The following is a 21635-nucleotide window of genomic DNA, read 5'->3' as shown; positions in this document are numbered from 1 at the left end:
TCACGCCATCGCCAGCGGCGGCACCAACCTGGGCAGTTGCGTTTCCAGCAACCGGGCCACGGCCATCACGCGGTCATCACGATAGCGCGGCCCCACCAGATGTAACCCGACCGGCAAGCCGTCGTCGTCCAGACCGCAGGGCAACGAGGCAGCGGGTTGCTGGGTGAGGTTGAAGGGATAGCTGAACGGGGTCCAGTCCACCCAGTCGACATAATCGCTGCCGGGTGGCACTTCATGACCGGCGGCGAAGGCCGACAACGGCAGCGTCGGGGTCACCAGCAGGTCGTAGCGCTGGTGGAACTCGGCCATCTGCGCCACCAGGGCCGAGCGCTGCTCGCGAGCGAGCAGGTAATCGGTCAGCGACAGCGTCTTGCCATGCTCGGCGATGGCACGCAGGCCGGGGTCCAACGCTTCGATCTGGGGGTCGCTCAAGCCGTCCAGCAGCCGCGAGGCGCCCGCGTGCCAAAGTGTATCGAAGCTCATCTTGGGCGAGCTGAACCCCGGATCGACGTCGATCACTTCCGCGCCCAAGGCCCGCAACCATTCGACCGCCGCCTCCACGGCACGCAGGATATCCGGCGCCACCGAGACGTAACCCAGATCACGGCTGTAGGCGATGCGCATGCCGTCCAGACGGCGCGGCGCGGCGGCCAGCCAGTCGAGTGGACAGGCGGGACCGGCGTAGCCATCCCGCGCATCGGGCTGCGCGACCACCGAGAGCATCAGCGCGCTGTCGGCTGCCGTGCGCGTCATCGGCCCCAGGTGCGACAGGGTCGTCATGGCGCTGGCCGGCCATTGGGGTATCCAGCCGAAGGTCGGCTTGATGCCGAACGTGCCGGTGAACGCGCATGGAATCCGGATCGAGCCGCCGGCGTCGCTGCCCTGATGCAGCATGCCCAGGTTGAGCGCCGCGGCGGCAGCGGCGCCACCGGAAGACCCGCCGGCGGTCAGCTCGAGATTCCACGGATTGCGGGTGATGCCGTAAAGCGGGTTGTCGGTAACCCCCTTCCAGCCAAACTCCGGCGTGGTGGTCTTGCCCAGGAGCACGGCACCCGCCTCCCGCATCCGCGCCGTAAAGGGCGCGTCAACGTCCCAGGGTCCGTCGGGTGGTGTGGTCGTCGAGCCCTTGCGGGTCGGCATGCCGGCGGTCAACGTCAGATCCTTGATCGTGCTGGGCACGCCATCCAGCGGCCCCATCGGATTCTTGCGCTGCCAGCGGGCTTCCGATGCCCGTGCCGCCGCCAGCGCGCCCTCACCATCGACATGGCAGAAAGCGTTGACGATCGGGTTGTGGCGCTCGATTCGCGCCAGGCAGTCCCGGGTCAACTCCACCGGCGAGAGCTCGCTCCGCTCGAACAGCGCCAGGGCCTCGAGGGCGGTCAGATCGGCCAGCTCGGTCGTCGCTGGATCGCGCATGCTGTTGTTCTCGTCGCCGCTCATGCCACCGCCCCGGCCACAGGCCCAGCCAGATTCAGCGTCGCGTGCAGCAACACATTGGCACCGGCGGTGACATCTTCTGGCGTGGCGTACTCGCTCTCGTTATGACTGATCCCCTTCTCGCAGGGAATGAAGATCATCGCCGCCGGCGCGATATCGCCGATGAAGACGGCATCGTGCCCGGCGCCGCTGACGATATCCCGATGTGCGTAGCCGTTGGCCAGGGCGCCCTGGCGCACGGCCGCGATACAATCGGCGGCGAAATGCTGCGGCGGATAATCGGCGGTGGGCGCGATCTCGATGGAAAGGCCAGTCTCGCGGGCGATGGCGTTCAGCGTCTGGCGGAACTCGTTGACGATCGCTTCCAGCACCTCGCCCTCGCTGTGCCGGAAGTCGACGCTCAGCGTCACCTGGCCGGGGATCACGTTGCGCGAGTTGGGCAGCAGCTGAAACGCCCCCACCGTCCCGCGGCCGTCGGGCTGATGCGCCAGCGCGATCCGGTTGACCGCTTCGACCACCCGGGTCGCGCCCAGCAGCGCATCCTGGCGTAGATGCATCGGCGTCGAGCCGGAGTGGGCCGCCATGCCGGTCACCGTGACATCGAACCACTTCAGTCCCAGCGCCCCGGTGACCACACCAATGGTCTTGCCCTCGTCCTCGAGGATCGGCCCCTGTTCGATATGCGCTTCGAGATAGGCCGCGAACTGGCCGGGGCGATTGGCATCGTCCCCGACGTAGCCAATCGCCGCGAGCGCTTCGCCCGCGGTGATGCCGTCGACATCCGTTCGCGACAGGGCATCTTCCAGAGTGAGCTGACCGGCAAACACGCCGGAGCCCATCATGCAGGGCGCGAAACGGCAGCCCTCTTCGTTGGTCCAGGAAACCAGCTCGATCGGCCGTTCGGTCTCGATGCCGTTGGCGTTGAGCGTTCGGATGACCTCAAGTGCCGCCAGCACACCGAAGCAACCGTCGTACTTGCCGCCGGTGGGCTGGGTGTCGATATGGCTGCCGATGACGACCGGGTCGGCGTCGGCGTTGCTGCCATCGCGGCGAGCGAAGAGGTTGCCGATGGCGTCGAAGCGCACGATCAGGCCTTCGGCCTCGCACCAGCGGATCAGCAGTTCGCGGCCTTCGCGGTCGAGCTCGGTCAGCGCCTGTCGATTGCAGCCCCCCTCGGGGGTCGCTCCGATCAGGGCCAGCTCCATCAATGCCTGCCACAGGCGTTCGCCATTGATGGCGGGCACGCTGACCTCAGTCGAAAGTGTCTCGTTCATGTCATTGTCCTTATCATCGAGATGAAGCACGGCGAGTCTCAGCGCCAGGGGTATTGTGCTTGAACGTCAGTCGGCGATTGTCAGTTTTTACTATTGATACGTATCAATCGATCATGACGTTGCCGCCAGCGTCGGATCAAGCTCGCCGCAAGCCGAGACGCGCCGACGTGCGTTAGACTACGGCGACTGCTCGTGATGATGGAGCCCGACCATGCCCCGCCCTCCCCGCGTATTCCCCACCAGCACTCCCACGCTGCCTCACGACGACACGGGGCCTCTGCTGGATCGGCCCCGGGCAGCTGATACGCTTCCCGACGAGAACGAGGCTCGCGCTGGCGTGCTCGAAAGCCGTGCCGAGAGTTACAGCGACGAGCGCTTCTGGCGGAAGATGACCCGCTTCGGCAGACGCGCCGGCCGCGAGGTGGCGCTGAAGGCGCTGCAGCTCTATTTCGTGCTGAAGCGCCCCGATGTACCGTTGTGGGCCAAGTCGACCATCATCGGCGCGCTCGGCTATTTCATCTCGCCGCTGGATGCCATTCCCGACTTCATTGCCGGTGTCGGCTACACCGATGATGCCAGCGTGCTGGCTGCCGCTCTGGTGGCGGTATCGATCTATATCGACGAGGAGATCAAATGCCAGGCGGAGTCCGCCTTGGCGCGCTGGTGGCCCGAGGAACAGCGCTGAAGCGGCCGTCGCAGCGATACCCCAGCAGCAGTTTTTTTGTACACAAAAACAATCTACAGTAGTTTTTCAGGAGCAGATAAAAACAATCAATGTGGGAGTCAATCATGAGCCTGGATAGCCCAGAGCGGTCGGATTCATCGCATCAATTCGAAGAAAATCAAATAACTAATAAAAATCCGTTACGCGACGTCGACTATTTCCCGCCACTGCGAAAAGCCATCCCTCTTGGTATACAGCACGTACTGGCCATGTTCGTCAGCAATGCCGCCGTGCCGCTGATCATCGCCGGCACGGCGGGCCTATCCGGCGCGGATACGGTGTTTCTGGTCCAGATGGCGATGTTCGTCGCGGGCATTGCGACCCTGGTCCAGACGCTCGGTATCGGCCCTCTCGGCGCCCGTCTGCCCATCGTCATGGGTACCAGTTTCGGCTTCGTGCCGGTGATGATTCCGATCGCCGCCAACCAGGGGTTGCCGGCGGTGTTCGGCGGCGCCCTGATCGGCGGGCTGGCGATGGCGGTGGTGGGACTCTGCTACAGGCGCTTGAGCGTCTTCTTCCCACCAGTGGTGTCGGGCACCTTCGTATTGTTGATTGGCATCCTGCTGCTGCCGGTGGGGTTTGCCTACGTGGGCGGCGGCGTCGGTGCCGAGGATTTCGGCTCACCGCACCATCTGCTGCTGGCAGCGCTGGTGTTCGTGGTGACCGTGGCGTTCCACCAGTTCTGCCGGGGCTTTCTCTCCGAGGCCGCCGTACTGATCGGCATTCTGGTCGGCTGCGTGGCGGCGGCACCGATGGGTCTGCTCGATTTTTCCCGCGTCGCCGAAGCCGGCTGGTTCCAGCTTCCGATCCCCTTCGAGATCGGCCTTGCCTTCGATCCGGCGGCGATCCTGGCGATCACGCTGATGGCCGTGGTCACCTGTGCCGAGTCGATCGGCGACATCTCCGGCACGGCGATCGGCGGCGCCGAGCGCGAACCGACAGCGCGGGAGCTTTCCGGCGGCGTCATGGCCGACGGGCTCTCGAGCAGCTTTGCCGCGCTGTTCGGCGCCTTCCCGCAGATCAGCTTCAGCCAGAACGTCGGCCTGGTGGCGCTCACTGGGGTCGCCAGCCGCTTTGTCGTCGCGCTCGGCGGCGGCTTTCTGGTCCTGGCGGGGCTGGTGCCGAAGCTGGGAGCACTGGTATCGGCCATTCCGGCGGCGGCGCTGGGCGGCGCGGTGATCATCATGTTCGGCATGATTGCCAGCGCCGGGGTGAAAATGCTCTCCCACGCCAGGTTCAACAAGCGCAACATGCTGATCGTCGGCGTATCGCTGGCGCTGGCGATCGGCCTGCCGGCCCAGAGCGGGCTCTACCAGGGTGCACCGCAGCAGATCGGCGTGCTGCTGGAGTCAGGTCTGATCCCGGGCGCGCTGGCTTCGATCATGCTCAACCTGGTCCTGCCCCGGGCGGACGATGACCCCGCCACGACGGGCCCTGCCGAGCCCTGAGCCGGGTGGGCAGGCAGGCGTCAGCGGGGCTTCCCGACTTCATCCGCGATAAGGACAATCGATCCGCGAACGAGCTACCCTGAACTGGATCTGGCTAAGCTCTGTCTGAGAATCGACGAGCGATAGCCAGACAAGGCAAAAATCGGCGAAAGAAGGACCGGGCTGGCGCCCCAGCCGATTTTCAACGCCGTATGGTTGAGCGCAGGCATTTTTCAGACAAAGCGTAATTCGGCAGCAAGGAGCACGCCATGGGTATCTACTGCCTGACCTTCGACAGGCCGCTGGGGAGAATGGATCGTCATCGCCTGGAGTCGATGCTCCGGCGGTTCGACTCCATTGTGCTGTTCCGCACCACCTGGCTGATCGAGTCGACCGATCCGATCGAATTCCTGCGCTCCCGCTTGAGTCGGGCATTCGGCAAGCAGACTCGCTTTTTCATTACCCGGCTGAGCGAACCCTGGTGCACCGACGGTATCGGCCCGGTGAGCCAATGGCTGAGCGCCCCTGACAGGCAGTGGTAGGCAGTCAGGCGTCCGCCGCCTCCAGCACGCCCTGGATATCCTTGGTCAGCTTGCAACGAACCAGTGCGGCCATCAGCTTGGGGTAATCCTCGCGTGGCACCTTGTTGGCGAGCTTCCCCGCATCGGCCTTGAGTCCCAGCTTGTCGGCCGCCAAGAGCGCTGCCTTGTCGGCGTAGGGATAGCATTCATCCCATACCGCCTGGACCTCGCGCAGGAAGATATCGGCACCGGTGCCGCCGATCCCCTTGAACGTCTTGAGCCGCTTGCGCAGAGCTTTCGGGCTGCCCGCCGCCGCTTCCCGAAGCTTGCGCAGATCGCCAGCGTAGGTGTCCAGCAACGCGGCGTTCATGTCGGCCAGCTGGGTGGCCGTCTTCTCGTCGACGCGGGCGTAGCCGGCTTCGTTGAGCACCCGCGCCCGACTCGCCCAGTCGCTTGCCTGCAGCTTCCGTGGCGTTGTCCAGCCAGCCTCGGCCATCGCCCGGGCGCCTCGCATCGCCAGGGCGGCACTGATCGGCGCGCTGGTCAGCAGCGAATAACAGAGCAGGCGGAACAGCGGCGACGGCGTGTTCTTGCGCAGGTCGACGCCGAGTTCACTGGCGAAGGTTCGGCCGTGACGCTGCATCAGAACTTCGACGATTCGTCTCTGGCGAGCCATGTTGTCTCCTCGAAGCCGTACGAACTTTCAACATGGCAGCAGCGCGCACCCTGTCAAATCGACCGCTGGCTGATTCGCGTGCGCCGAGGGCGAGAAGCGGCCTTGAGATGTCTCCCCTGCCGCCGCATATTGCGCATTTGCCAGCGTTCTGCAATGGAGTCCCATGTCTTTCGATACCACCGCCCATAACCGCCGGATGACCTATTTCGACAAGCACGAGTCGGTATGGCTCTTTGGCTACGGCTCACTGATCTGGAAAGCGGATTTCGACTATCTGGAGCGCCGGCCGGCATCGATTCGCGGCTGGACGCGTCGCTTCTGGCAAGGCTCCCACGATCATCGCGGTACGCCGGAAGCACCGGGAAGAGTGGTAACACTGGTTCCGGAAGACGACGCCGTCTGCCACGGCATGGCCTACCGCATCTCGCCCCGGGTGTTCGAGCCGCTGGATGTTCGAGAGAAGAATGGCTACCTGCGCGTGGTGACCGAGATGACGTTCGAAGACGCGCCCTCGGACAAGATCGAACGGACCGAAGGCGTCGTCTATCTGGCGGGAGAGGATAACGCGGCCTATTTAGGCCCCGCCGAGGAAGCGGCCATCGCGCGGCAGATTGCCGAATCCCACGGCCCCAGCGGTCCCAATCGCGATTACCTGCTCAATCTGGCCGCCGCCTTGCGTGAGCTGGGGTTCGAGGACGACCACGTGTTCGCCCTGGAGCGCGCGCTACTCGGCAACTATCGCTGATGTGAACCAGCGACCGCCCGCGTCAGTGGCCGCCACCGGACCGGAACTTCTTGATCAACTCCACGACGCCAAGCACCAGCGCACCGGCCAGGAGACCGAAACCGAAATTCAGCAGCATGGGCGTCAACGGCTGAATGATCGTGCCGATACCCGGGATCTCGCCGGGCGCCTCGGCGAGATCCTCGATGCCGTGATGAATGAAGGGGATGCCGTGGGTCAGGATACCGCCGCCGACGAGGAACATCGCGATGGTGCCGACGATCGACAGCAGCTTCATCAGATAGGGTGCCGCCCACAGGATGGCACGGCCGATCGATTGGGCGACACGCGTGCCACGCTCGGTGAGATAGAGGCCGAGATCGTCGAGCTTGACGATACCTGCCACCAGCCCGTAGACCACGGCGGTAATGGCGACGGCGATGATCGCCAGCACCACGACCTGCTGCAGGAAGCTGGCGCTGGCCACCGAGCCGAGCGTGATGGCGATGATTTCCGCCGAGAGGATGAAGTCGGTACGAACCGCGCCCTGGATCTTGTCCTTTTCGAAAGCCAGCCGTTCCTCTCTCGACTTGAGCTGCGCCGCGGCCCGCACCGCCTCCTTGCTGGTTTCTCCCCCGTCGTGCAGAAACTTGTGGGCCAGTTTTTCCGCCCCTTCGTAACAGAGAAACGCGCCCCCCAACATCAGCAGCGGCGTGATCAACCAGGGAGCGACCACGCTGATCAGCAATGCCGCAGGGACCAGAATCAGCTTGTTGCGCAGAGACCCCTTCGCTACCGCCCAGACGATCGGCAGTTCCCGATTGGCGCGAACGCCGGTGACCTGCTGGGCATTGAGCGCCAGATCGTCACCCAGCACTCCCGCCGTCTTCTTGGCAGCGACCTTGGTCATCAGAGATACGTCGTCGAGCAGCGTGGCGATGTCGTCGAGTAATGTCAGTAAACTGCCTGCGGCCACGAGTCTTCCCCTGTCGATTGATCAAAGTACGGCTGTATGATGCCAAGCGTAGCGGAAACCCTCACCCCGACGTGACGATTTTCGCCAGCGCCTGCTTCACGGATTCCGCTGATTCGGGACGTACGCAGCGTGCGATCTCTTCTCCATCCAGCAGGAAGATCAGCGTCGGCCAGAGCTTGACCCGGAAGGCTCGGCCCAGCGGGCGCCCCTTGCCGTCCTCGATCTTGAAGTGCGTCAGGCCCTCGCTGCCCTCGAACGCCTCGTCGATCCGTGGCCGGGCAGCCTGACACCAGGGGCACCAGGGCGCGCCGAATTCGACCACGACAGGCCCCGGGGTGGCACGCAGGGCTTCGCGATCCGGTTCGTCCGTCGTGTAGTCGCTCATCATGGCACCCTCCCGGCCCGGTCTTCTGCAGTCTGCCAGCACACTGTAGTCATGAACGGGGAAAGTTACCGCAAACGCCGGCAATATCGCCGGCGCGAGGAGTCCGGCCCCTTCCCGGAATTCTCCCAGCCAACGGGAGAGAACGGGCTCGCCTCTCGCTCGGTCCCGAGGCGCTTCAATCGAGGTCGAGCGGTTTCAACCCGCGGGAGAACGCCTGCCAACGCTCGACATAGTGCGCAGCCGACGCTTTCAATCCCTCGATCGCCTTGTCGTCCAACGTGCGCACGGCTTTTGCCGGCGCGCCCACGATCAGCGAGTTGTCGGGAAAGGATTTGCCCTCGGTCACCAACGCATTGGCGCCGACCAGGCAGTTGTTGCCGATCTCCGCACCATTGAGCACGGTGGCCCCCATGCCGATCAGCGTGTTGTCGCCCAGCGTGCAGCCGTGCAGGATCGCGTGATGACCGATGGTACAGCCACGACCGATACGCAAGACGAAACCGGGGTCGGTATGCAGCATGGATCCCTCCTGGATATTGCTGCCCGCGCCGATCACGATGCGGTCATTGTCGCCACGGATCACGACGTTGAACCAGATTCCCACATCCTCCCCGAGTTCGACTTGGCCAATGACGTGAGCGCTTGGCGCGACCCAGTAGCGGTTCCGGTCCGGCAGATTCGGCACCGCGTCGAAATAGACGTAGACAGGCATGGGCTCGGCTCCGACAGAAAGAGGCTTATCCTCGCCCGCGCGGGAGCCCTCTACCAGCCGACTTTAGCCCCACAGCGCCCGCGTCCCCGGGCACCCGGTGACGGTTTCGCGCGCCTCGGCAAGCGCAGGCCCCCTACGCAAGGAGGCCCCGGCATCGTATCGACACCGGGGCCTCTTGATCCCGCTTGCTGCTCGCCCGTTACCTCGCCACGACGCTCGCCCGTCACCTCTAGGCGGATTCGTCGTCCTGCTTGCTCTCGCTGGTAACGGAAGTGGTGACACTGCTACCGCTATAGGAATTCTGGTGCTGGCTGGCTTCGCTCTCCGCTGCCATGGAAAACGGCAACACGGCGGAGACGACGATGGCGGCCAACATCGAAAACAGCTTGTTGAACGCTTTCATGACCACTCCTTCGGTAATGGGACGCCCTGCGACGTTTTGTCGCGACGCCTTATTAGCATGCTAAACGAAACGATGGCCGTCAAGCACGGAATGGTCGAAGGGACCGTGTCGGCACGTCTCCCACGACGACCCGCCGACGTTTGGGGTTCAAGGCTGCACCCAGTCCTCGATCTGCAACGTCTCGGGAAGCGACTGCAGGACGGCGGTGAGCTGGCGCGCGTCATCCGAACGGCAGCCGCTGTCATGCTCCAGCACCGCAGTTTCACCGTCGCGGCGTATCCAGGTCACCGTGTAGTGGGAGAGATCCGTCGCCCGAGGGCCGCAACGCGGCGTCTCGGCCGTCTCCAGCGCAGTTCCCATGGCGGGCTGCCAAGCCGAGAGACGCTGTTTCACCAGCGCAAAGCGCTCGGGATCGCTGGTTTTCATCCGCTCGCCCTCGACAGCGGTAAAGCGCTCACCGATGAAGCGAGTCGCGCCATCCTGTTGCAGATCGACGCGATAGACCGGACAAGTTCCATGGCAGGGGCCGACCTGATATCGAATGGCGGTGATGGCCGACTCAAGGCTCGCTGCCACGTCCTGTTGAGCGCATCCGCCGACCGTCAGCACGCCAAGTACCGCGGCGAGATAGTGGATTTTCCATCGCATTCAAGAGCGCCTCTTGTTGTCGAAACTGAAATTTCTTTAGTTCATCTAGTTTAAAAATAACACTGAAAAGCTTTCAGTAATGTTAGAAAAGGCAGCGACCCCATGATGCCACGCACCCTCTCGGCCCGGATATTAAACTTATAAAATCATCGTGTAACTACGCGCTGATTCACGCACCCTGCGACAATTTACAGCGCTCCCTCCGCCCCCTAGAATGCCGCCCGACTCTCGCCCGCGGCAGATCACACTGCTTGCATCGCAGAATGCTTCAGAACGTGATGTCGGCATCATCAACACGACACTTTCGTGACTGCCCTTCGATCATGATCCGGTCATTTTCTCATCGATGATTGAGGGGTCCTTTTGATCGTGGTCGACTTCATTCAGGAATCAGGGATCATTCAATGAAACTTTATCGCAGCATGGCAGCAGGAGTGGGCCTGTTGACGATCTCGTCGGCGCTGATGGCCGCCGACGAGTCACCCGTCGACGTCGTTCTGATTGGTGGCGGCACGATGAGCGCCACGCTTGGCACCTATCTCCAGGAGCTGGAACCGAACTGGAATGTTGCCCTGTTCGAGCGCCTCGGTGAAGTCGCGGAAGAGAGCTCCAACGCGTGGAACAACTCCGGCTCTGGCCACTCGGCCTTCTGCGAGATGAATTACACGCCGCAACTCGAGGACGGCAGCGTCACCATCGACCGCGCCATCAAGGTCACCGAGGACTTCGAGGTCTCGCGCCAGTTCTGGGCACACCAGGTCGACCAGGGCGTACTGCACGACCCGGCATCCTTCATCACCAGCATGCCGCACATGAGCCTGGTGTGGGGCGATGAGCACGTGAACTTCCTGCGTGAACGCTATGCCGCGATGCACCAGCATCCGTTCTATGAGCAGATGGAGTACACCGAAGATCGTGACACCATCCGCCAGTGGCTGCCGCTGGTCATGGACGGTGCCGATGAGGATCAGCCCATTGCCGCGACTCGTATGCCGATCGGCACCGAAGTCAACTACGGCGAGATTACCCGTCAGTTGATCCATTCGCTCGGTGACAACGATCATTTCACGCTCTCGCTCAACAGCGAAGTTCGCGGCCTGGATCGCAATGATGACGGTACCTGGAAAGTCACGGTCGCCGATCTCGCCAATGGCGAAAAGGAACACAGCGTCAACGCCCGCTACGTGTTCATCGGTGCCGGCGGCGCCGCACTACCGCTACTGCAGGCCTCCGGCATTCCCGAAGCCAAGCAGTACGCCGGATTTCCGGTCGGCGGCCAGTTCCTCTACACCACCAACCCGGACGTGGTCGCTCAGCATCGGGTGAAAGCCTATGGACTTGCCGCGGAAGGTTCTCCGCCGATGTCCGTACCGCACATGGACGCCCGCATGCTCGATGGCCAGCCGGCAATTTTCTTCGGACCGTTCGCGACCTTCTCCAGCAAGTTCCTGAAAAACGGCTCCTGGACCGACCTGTTTGGCTCGATGACCTTCAGCAACACCTGGCCGATGATGGAAGTCGGCATGGACAACTTCAATCTGGTCCAGTATCTCGTCGGCCAGGTGATGCAGTCCGACGAAGATCGGATGGAGGCGCTGAAGCAGTTCTACCCGCAGGCGAACCCCGATGACTGGAAGCTGTGGACCGCCGGCCAGCGCGTGCAGATCATCAAGAACGACCCCGAAAAGGGTGGCGTGCTGCAGTTCGGCACCGAAGTGGTTGCATCAGAGGATGGCACCATGTCGGCACTGCTGGGCGCTTCGCCGGGCGCCTCTACCGCCCCGCCGATCATGCTGCGTCTGCTGAGCCGGGTCTTCCCACAGCAGATCGAGAGCGCGGCATGGCAGGAAAAACTGCACGAGATCATTCCCTCTTACGGCCAGCCACTGGCGGACAACCCGGCGCTACTGCGCGACCTGCGCCGCCGCACGGCCAATTCACTGGCGCTGGCCGGCGGTGGCCCGGAGCCGACCACTCTCGAGCAGGCGGTGAAGGAAGAGCGCGAGGAAGGCGATGCCCCTTCCGAGGAAGCGATCGAACCGAGCGGCCCGGTCGCCGGCGAGTCCCGTACAGGTACCGACACCTGATCCGCGACGCCATCACGTAGGCCATGACCCCGCACCGCCTCCGACAGTGCGGGGTTTCCTCTCTCAAATTCTGCAGGAAGTTCAACTTTTTCATTCAAGCTACTGATTTTAAATAGCAAATCCAGCCAAAAGCGGCCTTATAACCGCGCCATCTCTGTCATAGTCATGGCACTAACGCCGCGACCTCATTAAACTGTCGTCCTAGTCGCGTTCGCGCCTGTCCGTATCCATCAGACAGAGAACCTTCATGAAATTGCGTCACGGCATGACATTCGTCTCCAGCCTGCAGACCCAGACTGGCGCCGAATCCGGCGAGACCCAAAACGTCGACGTCGTTCTCATTGGCGGCGGCACGATGAGCGCCACTCTGGGAACGCTGCTCCAGTCACTACAGCCCGACTGGACCATCCATCTCTACGAGCGCCTGGACAAGGCGGCCGAAGAGAGTTCCAACGTCTGGAACAATGCCGGCACCGGCCATTCGGCCTTCGCCGAGATGAACTACACCTCGCCACAGCCTGACGGCAGCGTCGACATTCAGCGCGCCATCGGCATCACCGAGCAGTTCGAGGTGTCACGCCAGTTCTGGGCCAGCCAGGTTCGTGAAGGCGTGCTGGCCAACCCGCGCTCCTTCATCAATACGGTGCCGCACCTGAGCTTCGTCTGGAGTGGCGAGCGCGTGTCGTTTCTGAAGACGCGCTTCGAGGCGATGCGTGAAAGCCCGCTCTACGCTGGCATGGAATATTCCGACGACCCCCAGAAGATCTCGGAATGGATCCCGCTGGTCATGACAGGTCGTGATACCGACGAACCCGTGGCCGCGACCCGAATGCCGATCGGCACCGAGGTCAACTTCGGCGAGATCACTCGCCAGATGATGAACTCTCTGGCTCGCCGCGATAATTTCCACCTTTCCGTCAATACGCAGGTGCGTGACCTCAAGCGCAATGCGGACGGCAGCTGGAAAGTCACCGTGGCCAACACGAGCGACGGCGAGAACGAGCGCAGCGTCAACGCCCGTTTCGTCTTCATCGGCGCGGGCGGCGCCGCCCTGCCGCTGCTGCAGAAGTCCGGCATTCCCGAAGCCCGGATGTACGGGGGCTTCCCCGTCGGCGGCCAGTTCCTCTACACCACCAACCCGGAAGTGGTCGCCAAGCACGACGCCAAGGTCTACGGGCTGGCGCCCGCCGGCTCTCCGCCGATGTCGGTGCCCCATATCGACAAGCGCATCCTCGACGGTACGCCGGCGATCATGTTCGGCCCCTTCGCCACGTTCTCGAGCAAGTTCCTCAAGAATGGCTCCTGGACCGACCTGGTGCGCTCGATCACGCCCAACAACCTGTGGCCGATGACCAAGGTCGGCATCAACAACCTGGATCTGGTGCGATACCTGATCAGCCAGCTTCGCATGTCGGAAAGCGGCCAGTTCAAGGAGCTTCAGAACTACTATCCCGAAGCCAATCGCGATGACTGGAAACTGTGGACCGCCGGCCAGCGGGTGCAGACGATCAAGGATATCGAGGGCAAGGGCGGCACCCTGCAGTTCGGTACCGAACTGGTAACCGGTGCGGAAGGCTCCATCGCCGCATTGCTGGGCGCATCGCCAGGGGCATCGACTGCACCGTCGATCATGCTCGCCCTGCTCGAGAAGGTCTTCCCCGACCAGGTGGCCAGCGAAGCTTGGCAGGCCAAACTGAAGTCGATGATTCCCTCCTATGGCATGGCACTGACCGAAAACCCGCAACTGCTCTACGACGTTCGCGCCATGTCACGCGAGCTGCTGGAACTGAGCGAGCCGGATTTGACCACCACGCCCGTGCCAAGCTCGGAACCGGAAACCAGCGGCAGCTGAGCCGAGTCGGCACGCTCCGCGGAAAACGCCGCCCGCCCTNNAGGGCGGGCGGCGTTTTCATGAGCCAGGGAACCCGGTCGCGTCGGCTGTGGCGTTCACGGCACCAGCGGCCACTTTCCGACCGCTTCGTGTCGTCAATTTTCTGCCACGCGGGTTATCTGGCGGCTAGGCAGCAATGCCACTTCCAATGGTCGATCGCGGCAGCCAGGCCGGACTTGGCGCTTTCACTGACCCGCCGGGAATTCTTCCTGGCAGGGTCACGCGGCGATCTAGGCGCCATCATCCGACTCCTCAGCTGGCCGCGGCTCCTGCCGATACAGCACCATCCCACCGTGGTGCAGGACACCATCGATGAAATCGCCGTCGGCGGTAAAGCCGGTGTCGTCCCAGTACTCGATATGGTCTCCGGTGATTTCATATCGGCCCTGGTAGGCACTCTCCCGCGTCCCCCTGGCCTCGTCGTAACGGCCATTCGGTAGCAGCTCGTGGCGGACGTGACCGTCTGCCGTCGTCCATAAGCCAACATAGGTTCGATCTGCCATGTCGGTGACTCCTCCGTGATCCTCTGCGGATGCCTGGCCCCCCCAAAAGCCCAGCGCGACGGCGAAAATGCCGATGCCCGTTTTTCGGTAGCCACGAAAATGTCGGACGCGGCCGGTCATGACCCCGCCTCGACAAGCTGGCGCCGCTCCTCGAACAGCTCGGCCAGAGCGACGGATGCTGCGATCGCCGGCGGAAATCCGGCATGAACGGTCGTCAGGTAGATGACTTCCTTCAACTCTTCCTCGCTGACACCGGCATTCAGGGCGTAACCGGCGTGAATCTTCATGTAGGCAGGCTGACCGAGGGCGGCGAAGACACCGACCGTGATCAACTGGCGCGTGCGATCATCCAGCACCTCGCGGCCCCATACCTCGCCCAGCGCATAGCCCTGGGTGGCATCGGCGAGAAACGGAAACTCCTCGCGCATGGCCTCCAGCGCGGGTTGGGGCTGCCCCAGATTGAGACGATCGATAACTTCCCTTCCCGCCTCCAGGCGTTCCCGCTCGCCGGCGGCATGCGCCGGCTCGAGGGCGAATAGCGCTGCCGAAAACCACAGCGCCCCACCGGCACATGATGCCCCCAGTGTCGTCAATGTCATCCTGCGTCCTCCCTTTCAGATGTCCGATCCGGCGGCCACGGTCAGTAGGGACTGGCCGTGGGGCGCACGATGATTTCGCTGACATCGACGGCGGCCGGCTGCTCGATAGCGAAAGCGATCGACCGGGCAATGGCCTCGGCCGGTATGGCGCCTTCACGGAAGGCTCGCATCGCCTCCCTGGCCGTCGGATCGGTGATCGAATCGGCAAGATCGGACTCGGTGACACCCGGGCTGATCACTGTCACACGAATGTCGCCGCCCACTTCCTGGCGCAGCCCTTCGGAGATCGCCCCCACGGCAAACTTGGTCGCGCAGTAGACGGCTGCGGTAGGCGAGACCGCATGTCCACCGATGGAGGACAGATTGATGACCTGCCCTGCCTTCTGGTCCTGCATGACCGGTAGCACCGCCGCGATACCGTGGAGGACACCGCGAATGTTGACGTCGATCATCCGGTTCCACTCGTCCAGCTTGAGCACCTCGAGCTTCGAAAGCGGCATGACGCCAGCATTGTTGATGATGACATCCACACGGCCATAAGTTTCCTGCGCTGCGGTGACGAAACCGCGCATGGAATCGATGGAGGTGACATCGAGCTGACGCCAGTTGGCCTTGCCCCCGCTCTCGCGTATCTCGTCGGCCAGACGTTCGAGCCGGTCAACGCGACGCGCCCCCAGCATCAGTCGAAACCCCCGTGCCCCCAGATGGCGTGCGGTGGCCTCGCCGATGCCACTACTCGCACCGGTAATCAGAACGACCTTGTCTGCGGGATCCGTCATGGTAGCTACCTCGTCTCGTGAAGGGTCGTGCGACGGCACGACCAACGAGGAGCAGTTTATTGAGTGAATCGAAAACAATAATCGGGGAAAACATTCATTCGTTGTGAAGCCAGAGAGACATAATCCGACAATGGCCACGGCAAATCCGGGAATCGATCCCCCCTTGGGACCTCACCGTCTCGACAGCCGCCGAAGGAGCTCCATGCGATCGACGAGGTGCGGATCGAGCCACCATGTCAGATCATCATTCCCCAGCATCAGAGGTGCAGCGCCCGTCCCGAACACGGTATCGGCATCGGCGGTTTTCCGCAGGATCGTGGCGGTCGGTCGAGAAGGACCTTGGCGCCAGAAGCCGCCGACCCAGCAGGGTGAAGGGCATGCCGAATCCGCTTGTCTCCCCGCCCCACCAACGGGGCCGAAACCGAGGCCGCCGTCATCGTTGACGGGAAAGGCACACCGCCTCAAGGCCAGGGAGATGCCCAGCGAGGGCGCCTGGCAGGCACGATGCAGATCCATGTAGACGATATCTTCGTCGCCGGCTACCGAATCCGGTCCCCGCTCGCCCAGCTCGACATGGGCGAAACAGAGCCGAGAACTGTGTGCCGGACCGGGGCACAGCAGGGCCAGCAAGCGGTTACCCGGCATGACCTCGATGGGAAGATCGAGGGCTTCCGAAGGCGCCATCGACAGCAGATATCGCCCTTCCTCATCAAAACGAGTAGCTGATTCCGCTATGGAAGGAAACGGCATGGTCGTCCTCGATCAGTGGGCTGTCGGCAATCTCGTCGGGATAGTGCTGGTATTCCAGGCCGGCATAGACCGCCCAGTCCCGATTCAGCGCGTAGGCGAGGTCGAGGCCGGCACCAGGAACGAGCGCGGCATCGGGATAATAGGCGTAACTGCCGTCCAGGCTCTCATCCGTATCGACCCCGAAATAGTAATCGGTGATCCTGCCAGAGAGATAGGTAACCCCCAGGCTGGGGGTGATTCGCAAGTCGCCTGCCTGCCAAGGATAGGCGTAGTACCCATGGTAGCGCTCGCCCTCGGCGTTGCCCGATATGTCCGTCTGCGCCTCTGCGCCCAGCACCCCGAATGGCGTCCTCCAGGTACCAGCGAGGCCAGCGTAATAGCTGCGATCACGGTCATCCAGCCTGTCTCGATCGACACCGGCTGCCGTCAGCTCCCGTCGTCCGAGATCGTCCGGATCCATCTCCTGTCCGCCTAACGACAGCAAAGCGTCCAGGGTGAAGGCACCGCTACGGTACAGGTGGACACCACCTTCCGTTGCATGGAAAAACAGCCACCGGCCATCGAAATAGATCAGCGGGAGTACGCTGGTGCTGGCGTCGGCTCCCGCATAGGCGTCATCGGATATCGATCCCATCACCCCCAAGCGCCATTGATCGGCGCCGCCATCACCGACCGGTTCGTCCTGCGCCGCGGCCCCGGGGGCCCAAAGTGCCGCGAGAGCGCCGATCGCAGACAGTAGCAAAGCAGGAATTCTCGAGCTTGATGGATCGTGCATTGTTTTTCTCTCCAACAAAGATGGCTGGACACGAGGCCGTAAAATCATGTTGGAATGAATAGTGGCACGACGATCTTTCCGGGTTATCTCTGCAGTGTTTCCGAACGGACATATTGGTCACGAAGCGATACATTCGACGCTAGCCCGGCGACGGACCAAAAAAGAACCAGAGGCACAGACGATGACGAGACTCCTGGTCGTCGATGACGACATCGACCTTCTCGAGCTCATGACGACCTTCTTCGGCCGCTATGATATCGAGATAGAAACCGCTTCATCCGGCCAGGAACTGGATCGGAAATTGGAAGAATCCACGTTCGACGTCATTATTCTAGACATCATGCTTCCTGGCGAGGATGGCATCAGTATTTGCCGAAGAATGAGAAAGAAATCTTCGATACCTATTATTATGTTGACGGCAGTATCGGAGACAACAGAACGAGTCATCGGGTTGGAACTGGGGGCCGATGACTACGTTACCAAACCGTTCGAGCCACGAGAACTTCTGGCAAGGATTCGAGCTATTCTCCGACGGGTAACGGAAAGGCCCGATAGTCAGGAATCATCGCCTTCCTCACTGCAGTTCAGACACTGGAAGCTCAATGTCACACGCCGTGAGTTGCGCCGTCCGGATCATACATTGATTCCCCTATCCGGAGGAGAGTTCGCACTACTGATGACATTTCTCAGTCACCCGGGGCAACTGTTATCGCGCGATCAGCTGCTGGATTATACCAAAGGATCGGCTCATGAGGTGTTCGACAGAAGCATCGATGTTCTCGTCAGCCGGTTGCGCCGCAAGCTCGAGACCGATCCCCGAAGGCCCGAAATCATCAAGACGATTCGCAACATGGGTTATCTATTCTCGCCAGCGGTCCATAGATCATGACCACGAGACACCGTTTCATCGGCAGCCTCAATGGCTGGTTCATTGTCAACGTCATCGCTGCCATATTGATTGCCCTGATCATGAACCTTACCTTCCTCAGATTCTCCGGCACCTGGTCCAATCCACCGATTCAGGACATCGACCAGCTTGTAGTAGTAGGAAGTATTGCCAAGACATTCAACTACTTATCACCCTCTCAGCGACAGTCCATTGCAGAAAAGGTATCAGGAGACGGAATCACTATCCGTTGGTTTTCCGATCGTAAAAAACTTCCCATCCCCACAACGAAAAAGAGTGACGACAACGATTCCTGGCCTGATGTCAGAAGAATACTGGGCTATCCCGATAGTGAAATTCTGACCATCGGTCCCAAAAATGAAGGATGGGAGTCCTCGCCATTTCCACCCGACCAGCGATTCTATGCGATCGCTATTCGGCTTGAGGATCACTCCTGGATGATGTTTGATACCCCATCAAAACTTTGGGGTCTCAGTTCGGCGTCACGAACGCTGATCACCGGGTTTTTCGTACTTATCTCTACCGTCGTCATTTCCTGGTTTTTTGGCCTGAGAGTGGCCAGGCCACTGCGCTCGTTCGCGAATTCCGTCGAGCGTTTCGGAGTCGGTGCTCGGACCCAACCACTGGCAATTCGTGGCCCCCTCGAGATCAGAGAAGCGCTCTCCGCGTTCAACGCCATGCAGGTCCAGATCCAGCGATTACTGGACGGCCGTATCGAGATGTTTTCGGCGATATCCCATGATCTCAGGGCGCCTTTGACACGACTCAAGCTACGCAGTGAGCTCGTCGACGACGAACGGCAACGCGACAAGATCATGGCCGACATCGATGAGCTGCAATCCATGGTCCAATCCTGCCTATCATATTTTCAACTGGAATCCCGCCCCGAGGAAATGACCCGCTTCGAGCTCGGTGAGCTGCTCCACACGGTTATCGACAACTTCCGGGACACAGGCAAGGAGGTTCGTTTCCGACCAGGACATCGCGTCGTCTACGACGGTCAACCGCTGGCCTTGACGCGAGCCCTGACCAACCTGATCGACAATGCCGTCAAGTATGGCGGCCATGCCGAGGTCAACCTGAAGGTATCCGCCCGCGATGTCGTCATTACGGTTCAGGACCAGGGACCCGGTGTACCGCCAGAGAGCCTGCCAAGGCTATTCGACCCTTTCTACCGAGTGGAGCCGTCACGCAACCCTCACACCGGCGGATACGGCCTGGGGTTAGCTGCATGCCGCTCCATCGCGCATTTCCATGGCGGCGAGTTGACCCTCGCCAACCGCCAGCCTCATGGTCTGATCGCCACGCTCCGTCTGCCCCTGCAAGGAGCGTCCCGTCCGAGGGCCTGACCCAGTCGCTGGCGCCTCAGGCGTTTCGCTTGAGGAAGTCGATGAAGACCCGCATTGCGGCCAGGTGGTGACGCTGACGCGGGTAACAGAAGTAGAATCCATCGAATGGCGCACACCACGCATCGAGCATGGTCACCAGACGCCCCTCGCGGATCAACGGGGCTGCCCAGGCATCGACGGTGAAGGCGATGCCGACGCCGTTGACGGCCGCCTCGAGCATGGCCCTCAGATCGTTGACGATCAGCGGACCATGGACAGCGACCCGAAACCAGCCACCGTCGCGATGGAACTCCCACTGGTACGGATGCATCTGCCCCGGCCAGCGCCAGTTGATGCAGCGGTGCCGGTGCAGGTCGGAAGGTGTCGCGGGCTTGCCGTGGCGCTTCACGTACGCCGGTGACGCGACCACGCAGTGGCGCAGGGTCGCGCCCAGCGGCATCGCGATCATGTCCTGCTCGAGCAGCTCGCCGAGCCGGATCGCCCCGTCGAAGCCCGCTTCGATCATGTCGACCGGCTGATCGTCCAGCGTCAGATCCAGTTCGATATCGGGATACGCCTCGGCAAAGCGGGCCAGCAGAGGTGCCAGATAGAGCTGGTAGCCGACCCGGAAGGCATGAAGGCGCAATCGGCCCTGGGGCCGCTCACCGAGCTCGGCGGCATCGGCGACGGCCGCCTCGACCTCCTCCACCGCCGGCTTCAGGCGGGCCAGCAGCCTTTCCCCCGCCTGGCTCAATCCGACCCGGCGGGTGGTGCGATGAAACAGCCGGACGTCGAGCCTCGCCTCGAGCCCCTTGATGGTCTGGCTCAGGGCCGATGGCGAGACCTGCAGCGCCTCCGCCGCGCGAACGAAGCTGCCCTGCTCGGCAACGGCGAGAAATGCCTGCAGTTCGGCGAACTCATTACCGCGCATCGCCACCGTCGACCACGTTCAGCTTCGACAGCATCTCGTAGGCCGCCTGCACTCGCGCATCGTTGGGATAGTTCCTGTTGGCCAGCATGACCAGCCCGACCTGCTTGCCGGGCACGAGAACCACATAGCCGCCGAAGCCGTTGGTGGAGCCGGTCTTGTTGATCCAGACGTCGTCCCGCGGTGCCTGTGGTGGCTCGATCGCCTTGGCCGCGTTGGGTTTCAGGATCATGTCATAGCCGTTGCCCGCCAGCAGCGTATCGATCGAGACCGGCAGCGGGTACTGCTCCCAGATCAGATCCTGGGTCATGTCGCCGACCTGGAAATTGCCCCGGCGCGTGACGTCGATCGCCTGCTGCAGGTCGTCGTCGATCTCGAGCAGGCCGAGATTGGCCTGCACCAGCCGGGCCAGGTCGCCCGCAGTGGTCTTGATACCGTAGGCCTCGTCATCGAGCACCCCGGGCGCCACGCGAATGGGTTCGCCCTGCTTGTCCTCGCCCATGGCGTAATGCGCCATCTGCGCCTCGGGAACGTCGTACCAGGTGTGCTGCAAACCCAGCGGTTCCAGCACCCGAGCCCGCATCGCCGGCACGAACCCCTGATCGAGGCTCGCGGCAGTCTCGACGCCCAGCAGGCCGATGCCCAGATTGGAGTAGGTGCGCACCTCGCCGATCGCCTCGGTCGGCTGCCACTGTCGGTACCAGGCCATCAGCGAGTCATGGTCCGTCACCTCGTCCGGCACGAACAGCGGCAGCCCGCCGGTGGTGTGCGTGCCCAGGTTGCGCCCGCTGATCCGGTCGAACGCGCTGCCCTCGAGCGCCGGCAGATAACGGCTGACCGGCGCATCCAGATCGAGCTTGCCCTCGACGGCGGCAAGCGTGGCCAGCGTGGCAGTGAACGTCTTGCTGAGCGAGCCGATCTCGAACAGGGTATCGCCGCCGACCGGGGTGCCGTCGTCACGATCGGCGACGCCGTAGTTCAGAATCTGCACGCCCTGCGGCCGCACCACCGCCACCGCCATGCCGGGGATGCTCTGCTGCTGCATCAGCGACGCGACGATCGGATCAACGGCACCGCGAACATCGACGTCATCGTCCTCCGCCAGCGCCACACTCGACGAGCCCAGCAAAAGCAGCGACACTCCCAATGCGATTCCTTTCATGACGATTTCGGTCCTCGGC

The 21635-nt window shown here is 62.4% G+C and carries 23 protein-coding genes; 8 read left to right on the top strand and 15 right to left on the bottom strand.

Annotated features, from left to right (window positions below; genetic code table 11):
- Positions 1-1440: an amidase gene (locus DOM54_RS07210; RefSeq protein WP_240613803.1), complete on the bottom strand. Its 1440-nt coding sequence runs from the start codon at positions 1438-1440 to the stop codon at positions 1-3.
- On the bottom strand, positions 1437-2711 hold the full coding sequence (locus DOM54_RS07205; RefSeq protein WP_110715668.1) for a Zn-dependent hydrolase: 1275 nt from the start codon (positions 2709-2711) through the stop codon (positions 1437-1439). The genes DOM54_RS07210 and DOM54_RS07205 overlap by 4 nt, the downstream gene beginning before the upstream one ends.
- A gap of 211 nt (positions 2712-2922) precedes the next feature.
- On the opposite strand from DOM54_RS07205, the gene DOM54_RS20250 reads away from it, so the two are divergent.
- The 3 genes from DOM54_RS20250 to DOM54_RS07190 all read left to right on the top strand — a co-directional run bounded on the left by DOM54_RS20250 (position 2923) and on the right by DOM54_RS07190 (position 5404).
- The gene (locus DOM54_RS20250; RefSeq protein WP_110715667.1) at positions 2923-3396 is read left to right on the top strand and encodes a YkvA family protein; all 474 of its coding nucleotides are present in this window, start codon (positions 2923-2925) and stop codon (positions 3394-3396) included.
- A gap of 89 nt (positions 3397-3485) precedes the next feature.
- Positions 3486-4883: a uracil-xanthine permease family protein gene (locus DOM54_RS07195; protein ID WP_338067012.1), complete on the top strand. Its 1398-nt coding sequence runs from the start codon at positions 3486-3488 to the stop codon at positions 4881-4883.
- Positions 4884-5131: 248 nt separating this feature from the next.
- The gene (locus DOM54_RS07190; protein ID WP_110715665.1) at positions 5132-5404 is read left to right on the top strand and encodes a hypothetical protein; all 273 of its coding nucleotides are present in this window, start codon (positions 5132-5134) and stop codon (positions 5402-5404) included.
- A 4-nt stretch (positions 5405-5408) separates the two neighbouring features.
- Here the strand turns inward: DOM54_RS07190 and DOM54_RS07185 are convergent, their stop codons facing one another.
- Positions 5409-6059: a hypothetical protein gene (locus tag DOM54_RS07185; RefSeq protein WP_110715664.1), complete on the bottom strand. Its 651-nt coding sequence runs from the start codon at positions 6057-6059 to the stop codon at positions 5409-5411.
- Positions 6060-6222: 163 nt separating this feature from the next.
- Between DOM54_RS07185 and DOM54_RS07180 the strand changes: the two genes are divergently transcribed.
- Complete coding sequence (locus tag DOM54_RS07180; protein WP_110715663.1) at positions 6223-6804, top strand: gamma-glutamylcyclotransferase; 582 nt, start codon at positions 6223-6225, stop codon at positions 6802-6804.
- 22 nt (positions 6805-6826) lie between these two features.
- Here DOM54_RS07180 and DOM54_RS07175 read toward each other — a convergent pair whose 3' ends face one another.
- From DOM54_RS07175 to DOM54_RS07160, 5 genes are all read right to left on the bottom strand, one after another.
- On the bottom strand, positions 6827-7759 hold the full coding sequence (locus tag DOM54_RS07175) for a DUF808 domain-containing protein (RefSeq protein ID WP_110715662.1): 933 nt from the start codon (positions 7757-7759) through the stop codon (positions 6827-6829).
- A 61-nt stretch (positions 7760-7820) separates the two neighbouring features.
- A complete protein-coding gene (locus DOM54_RS07170; protein ID WP_110715661.1) occupies positions 7821-8147 on the bottom strand; it encodes a thioredoxin family protein in 327 nt (108 codons plus the stop codon).
- Positions 8148-8319: 172 nt separating this feature from the next.
- Entirely contained in the window at positions 8320-8856 is a 537-nt protein-coding gene (locus DOM54_RS07165; protein ID WP_110715660.1) for a gamma carbonic anhydrase family protein, read from the bottom strand.
- A 229-nt stretch (positions 8857-9085) separates the two neighbouring features.
- Positions 9086-9259 (bottom strand): hypothetical protein, encoded by a 174-nt coding sequence (locus DOM54_RS19985; protein WP_162619783.1) that lies wholly within the window; start codon positions 9257-9259, stop codon positions 9086-9088.
- A gap of 147 nt (positions 9260-9406) precedes the next feature.
- Positions 9407-9907 carry a DUF6438 domain-containing protein gene (locus tag DOM54_RS07160; protein WP_110715659.1) on the bottom strand — a complete coding sequence of 167 codons (501 nt, stop codon included), beginning with the start codon at positions 9905-9907 and terminating at the stop codon, positions 9407-9409.
- Positions 9908-10371: 464 nt separating this feature from the next.
- Here DOM54_RS07160 and mqo (DOM54_RS07155) point away from each other — a divergent pair, with 464 nt between their 5' ends.
- On the top strand, positions 10372-11994 hold the full coding sequence (mqo, locus tag DOM54_RS07155) for a malate dehydrogenase (quinone) (protein ID WP_420852737.1): 1623 nt from the start codon (positions 10372-10374) through the stop codon (positions 11992-11994).
- A 247-nt stretch (positions 11995-12241) separates the two neighbouring features.
- Entirely contained in the window at positions 12242-13846 is a 1605-nt protein-coding gene (gene mqo / locus DOM54_RS07150; protein WP_110715657.1) for a malate dehydrogenase (quinone), read from the top strand.
- A 269-nt stretch (positions 13847-14115) separates the two neighbouring features.
- Here the strand turns inward: mqo (DOM54_RS07150) and DOM54_RS07145 are convergent, their stop codons facing one another.
- The 5 genes from DOM54_RS07145 to DOM54_RS07125 form a co-directional block, all read right to left on the bottom strand.
- The gene (locus DOM54_RS07145) at positions 14116-14388 is read right to left on the bottom strand and encodes an Atu4866 domain-containing protein (RefSeq protein WP_110715856.1); all 273 of its coding nucleotides are present in this window, start codon (positions 14386-14388) and stop codon (positions 14116-14118) included.
- Positions 14389-14504: 116 nt separating this feature from the next.
- A complete protein-coding gene (locus DOM54_RS07140; RefSeq protein WP_110715656.1) occupies positions 14505-14987 on the bottom strand; it encodes a carboxymuconolactone decarboxylase family protein in 483 nt (160 codons plus the stop codon).
- A 41-nt stretch (positions 14988-15028) separates the two neighbouring features.
- Positions 15029-15766: an SDR family oxidoreductase gene (locus DOM54_RS07135; RefSeq protein ID WP_110715655.1), complete on the bottom strand. Its 738-nt coding sequence runs from the start codon at positions 15764-15766 to the stop codon at positions 15029-15031.
- 171 nt (positions 15767-15937) lie between these two features.
- Positions 15938-16450 carry a hypothetical protein gene (locus DOM54_RS07130; RefSeq protein WP_110715654.1) on the bottom strand — a complete coding sequence of 171 codons (513 nt, stop codon included), beginning with the start codon at positions 16448-16450 and terminating at the stop codon, positions 15938-15940.
- Between the two features lie 25 nt (positions 16451-16475).
- Entirely contained in the window at positions 16476-17258 is a 783-nt protein-coding gene (locus DOM54_RS07125; protein ID WP_162619782.1) for a MipA/OmpV family protein, read from the bottom strand.
- A gap of 214 nt (positions 17259-17472) precedes the next feature.
- On the opposite strand from DOM54_RS07125, the gene DOM54_RS07120 reads away from it, so the two are divergent.
- Together DOM54_RS07120 and DOM54_RS07115 are read left to right on the top strand one after the other, a co-directional pair.
- On the top strand, positions 17473-18180 hold the full coding sequence (locus DOM54_RS07120; RefSeq protein WP_110715652.1) for a response regulator: 708 nt from the start codon (positions 17473-17475) through the stop codon (positions 18178-18180).
- Positions 18177-19547: a sensor histidine kinase gene (locus tag DOM54_RS07115; RefSeq protein WP_110715651.1), complete on the top strand. Its 1371-nt coding sequence runs from the start codon at positions 18177-18179 to the stop codon at positions 19545-19547. The genes DOM54_RS07120 and DOM54_RS07115 overlap by 4 nt, the downstream gene beginning before the upstream one ends.
- 16 nt (positions 19548-19563) lie before the next feature.
- Here DOM54_RS07115 and DOM54_RS07110 read toward each other — a convergent pair whose 3' ends face one another.
- Together DOM54_RS07110 and ampC are read right to left on the bottom strand one after the other, a co-directional pair.
- Entirely contained in the window at positions 19564-20457 is an 894-nt protein-coding gene (locus DOM54_RS07110) for a LysR family transcriptional regulator (RefSeq protein ID WP_110715650.1), read from the bottom strand.
- Positions 20447-21616, bottom strand: coding sequence for a class C beta-lactamase (gene ampC / locus DOM54_RS07105; protein WP_110715649.1), 1170 nt, complete (start codon positions 21614-21616; stop codon positions 20447-20449). Before ampC ends, DOM54_RS07110 begins: the two co-directional genes overlap by 11 nt.
- Between the last annotated feature and the right edge of the window lie 19 nt (positions 21617-21635).

The sequence above is a fragment of the Salinicola acroporae genome (genome assembly GCF_003206615.1).
Lineage (GTDB): Bacteria > Pseudomonadota > Gammaproteobacteria > Pseudomonadales > Halomonadaceae > Salinicola > Salinicola acroporae.
The sequence above is the reverse complement of the archived record's forward strand: the minus strand, read 5'-3'. Positions and strand labels throughout refer to the sequence as shown.

What these genes read in the sequence shown, in the direction of transcription:
- DOM54_RS07130 (WP_110715654.1), bottom strand. Translation starts at nt 16,450, where the DNA reads ATGGCGCCTTCGGAAGCCCTCGATCTTCCCATCGAGGTCATGCCGGGT.
- DOM54_RS07210 (WP_240613803.1), bottom strand. Translation starts at nt 1,440, where the DNA reads ATGAGCGGCGACGAGAACAACAGCATGCGCGATCCAGCGACGACCGAG.
- DOM54_RS07170 (WP_110715661.1), bottom strand. Translation starts at nt 8,147, where the DNA reads ATGATGAGCGACTACACGACGGACGAACCGGATCGCGAAGCCCTGCGT.
- DOM54_RS07115 (WP_110715651.1), top strand. Translation starts at nt 18,177, where the DNA reads ATGACCACGAGACACCGTTTCATCGGCAGCCTCAATGGCTGGTTCATT.
- DOM54_RS07140 (WP_110715656.1), bottom strand. Translation starts at nt 14,987, where the DNA reads ATGACATTGACGACACTGGGGGCATCATGTGCCGGTGGGGCGCTGTGG.
- DOM54_RS07120 (WP_110715652.1), top strand. Translation starts at nt 17,473, where the DNA reads ATGACGAGACTCCTGGTCGTCGATGACGACATCGACCTTCTCGAGCTC.
- DOM54_RS07165 (WP_110715660.1), bottom strand. Translation starts at nt 8,856, where the DNA reads ATGCCTGTCTACGTCTATTTCGACGCGGTGCCGAATCTGCCGGACCGG.
- DOM54_RS19985 (WP_162619783.1), bottom strand. Translation starts at nt 9,259, where the DNA reads ATGAAAGCGTTCAACAAGCTGTTTTCGATGTTGGCCGCCATCGTCGTC.
- DOM54_RS07135 (WP_110715655.1), bottom strand. Translation starts at nt 15,766, where the DNA reads ATGACGGATCCCGCAGACAAGGTCGTTCTGATTACCGGTGCGAGTAGT.
- DOM54_RS07110 (WP_110715650.1), bottom strand. Translation starts at nt 20,457, where the DNA reads ATGCGCGGTAATGAGTTCGCCGAACTGCAGGCATTTCTCGCCGTTGCC.
- DOM54_RS07180 (WP_110715663.1), top strand. Translation starts at nt 6,223, where the DNA reads ATGTCTTTCGATACCACCGCCCATAACCGCCGGATGACCTATTTCGAC.
- mqo (WP_420852737.1), top strand. Translation starts at nt 10,372, where the DNA reads ATGGCCGCCGACGAGTCACCCGTCGACGTCGTTCTGATTGGTGGCGGC.
- DOM54_RS20250 (WP_110715667.1), top strand. Translation starts at nt 2,923, where the DNA reads ATGCCCCGCCCTCCCCGCGTATTCCCCACCAGCACTCCCACGCTGCCT.
- DOM54_RS07160 (WP_110715659.1), bottom strand. Translation starts at nt 9,907, where the DNA reads ATGCGATGGAAAATCCACTATCTCGCCGCGGTACTTGGCGTGCTGACG.
- DOM54_RS07185 (WP_110715664.1), bottom strand. Translation starts at nt 6,059, where the DNA reads ATGGCTCGCCAGAGACGAATCGTCGAAGTTCTGATGCAGCGTCACGGC.
- ampC (WP_110715649.1), bottom strand. Translation starts at nt 21,616, where the DNA reads ATGAAAGGAATCGCATTGGGAGTGTCGCTGCTTTTGCTGGGCTCGTCG.
- DOM54_RS07195 (WP_338067012.1), top strand. Translation starts at nt 3,486, where the DNA reads ATGTGGGAGTCAATCATGAGCCTGGATAGCCCAGAGCGGTCGGATTCA.
- DOM54_RS07205 (WP_110715668.1), bottom strand. Translation starts at nt 2,711, where the DNA reads ATGAACGAGACACTTTCGACTGAGGTCAGCGTGCCCGCCATCAATGGC.
- mqo (WP_110715657.1), top strand. Translation starts at nt 12,242, where the DNA reads ATGAAATTGCGTCACGGCATGACATTCGTCTCCAGCCTGCAGACCCAG.
- DOM54_RS07190 (WP_110715665.1), top strand. Translation starts at nt 5,132, where the DNA reads ATGGGTATCTACTGCCTGACCTTCGACAGGCCGCTGGGGAGAATGGAT.
- DOM54_RS07145 (WP_110715856.1), bottom strand. Translation starts at nt 14,388, where the DNA reads ATGGCAGATCGAACCTATGTTGGCTTATGGACGACGGCAGACGGTCAC.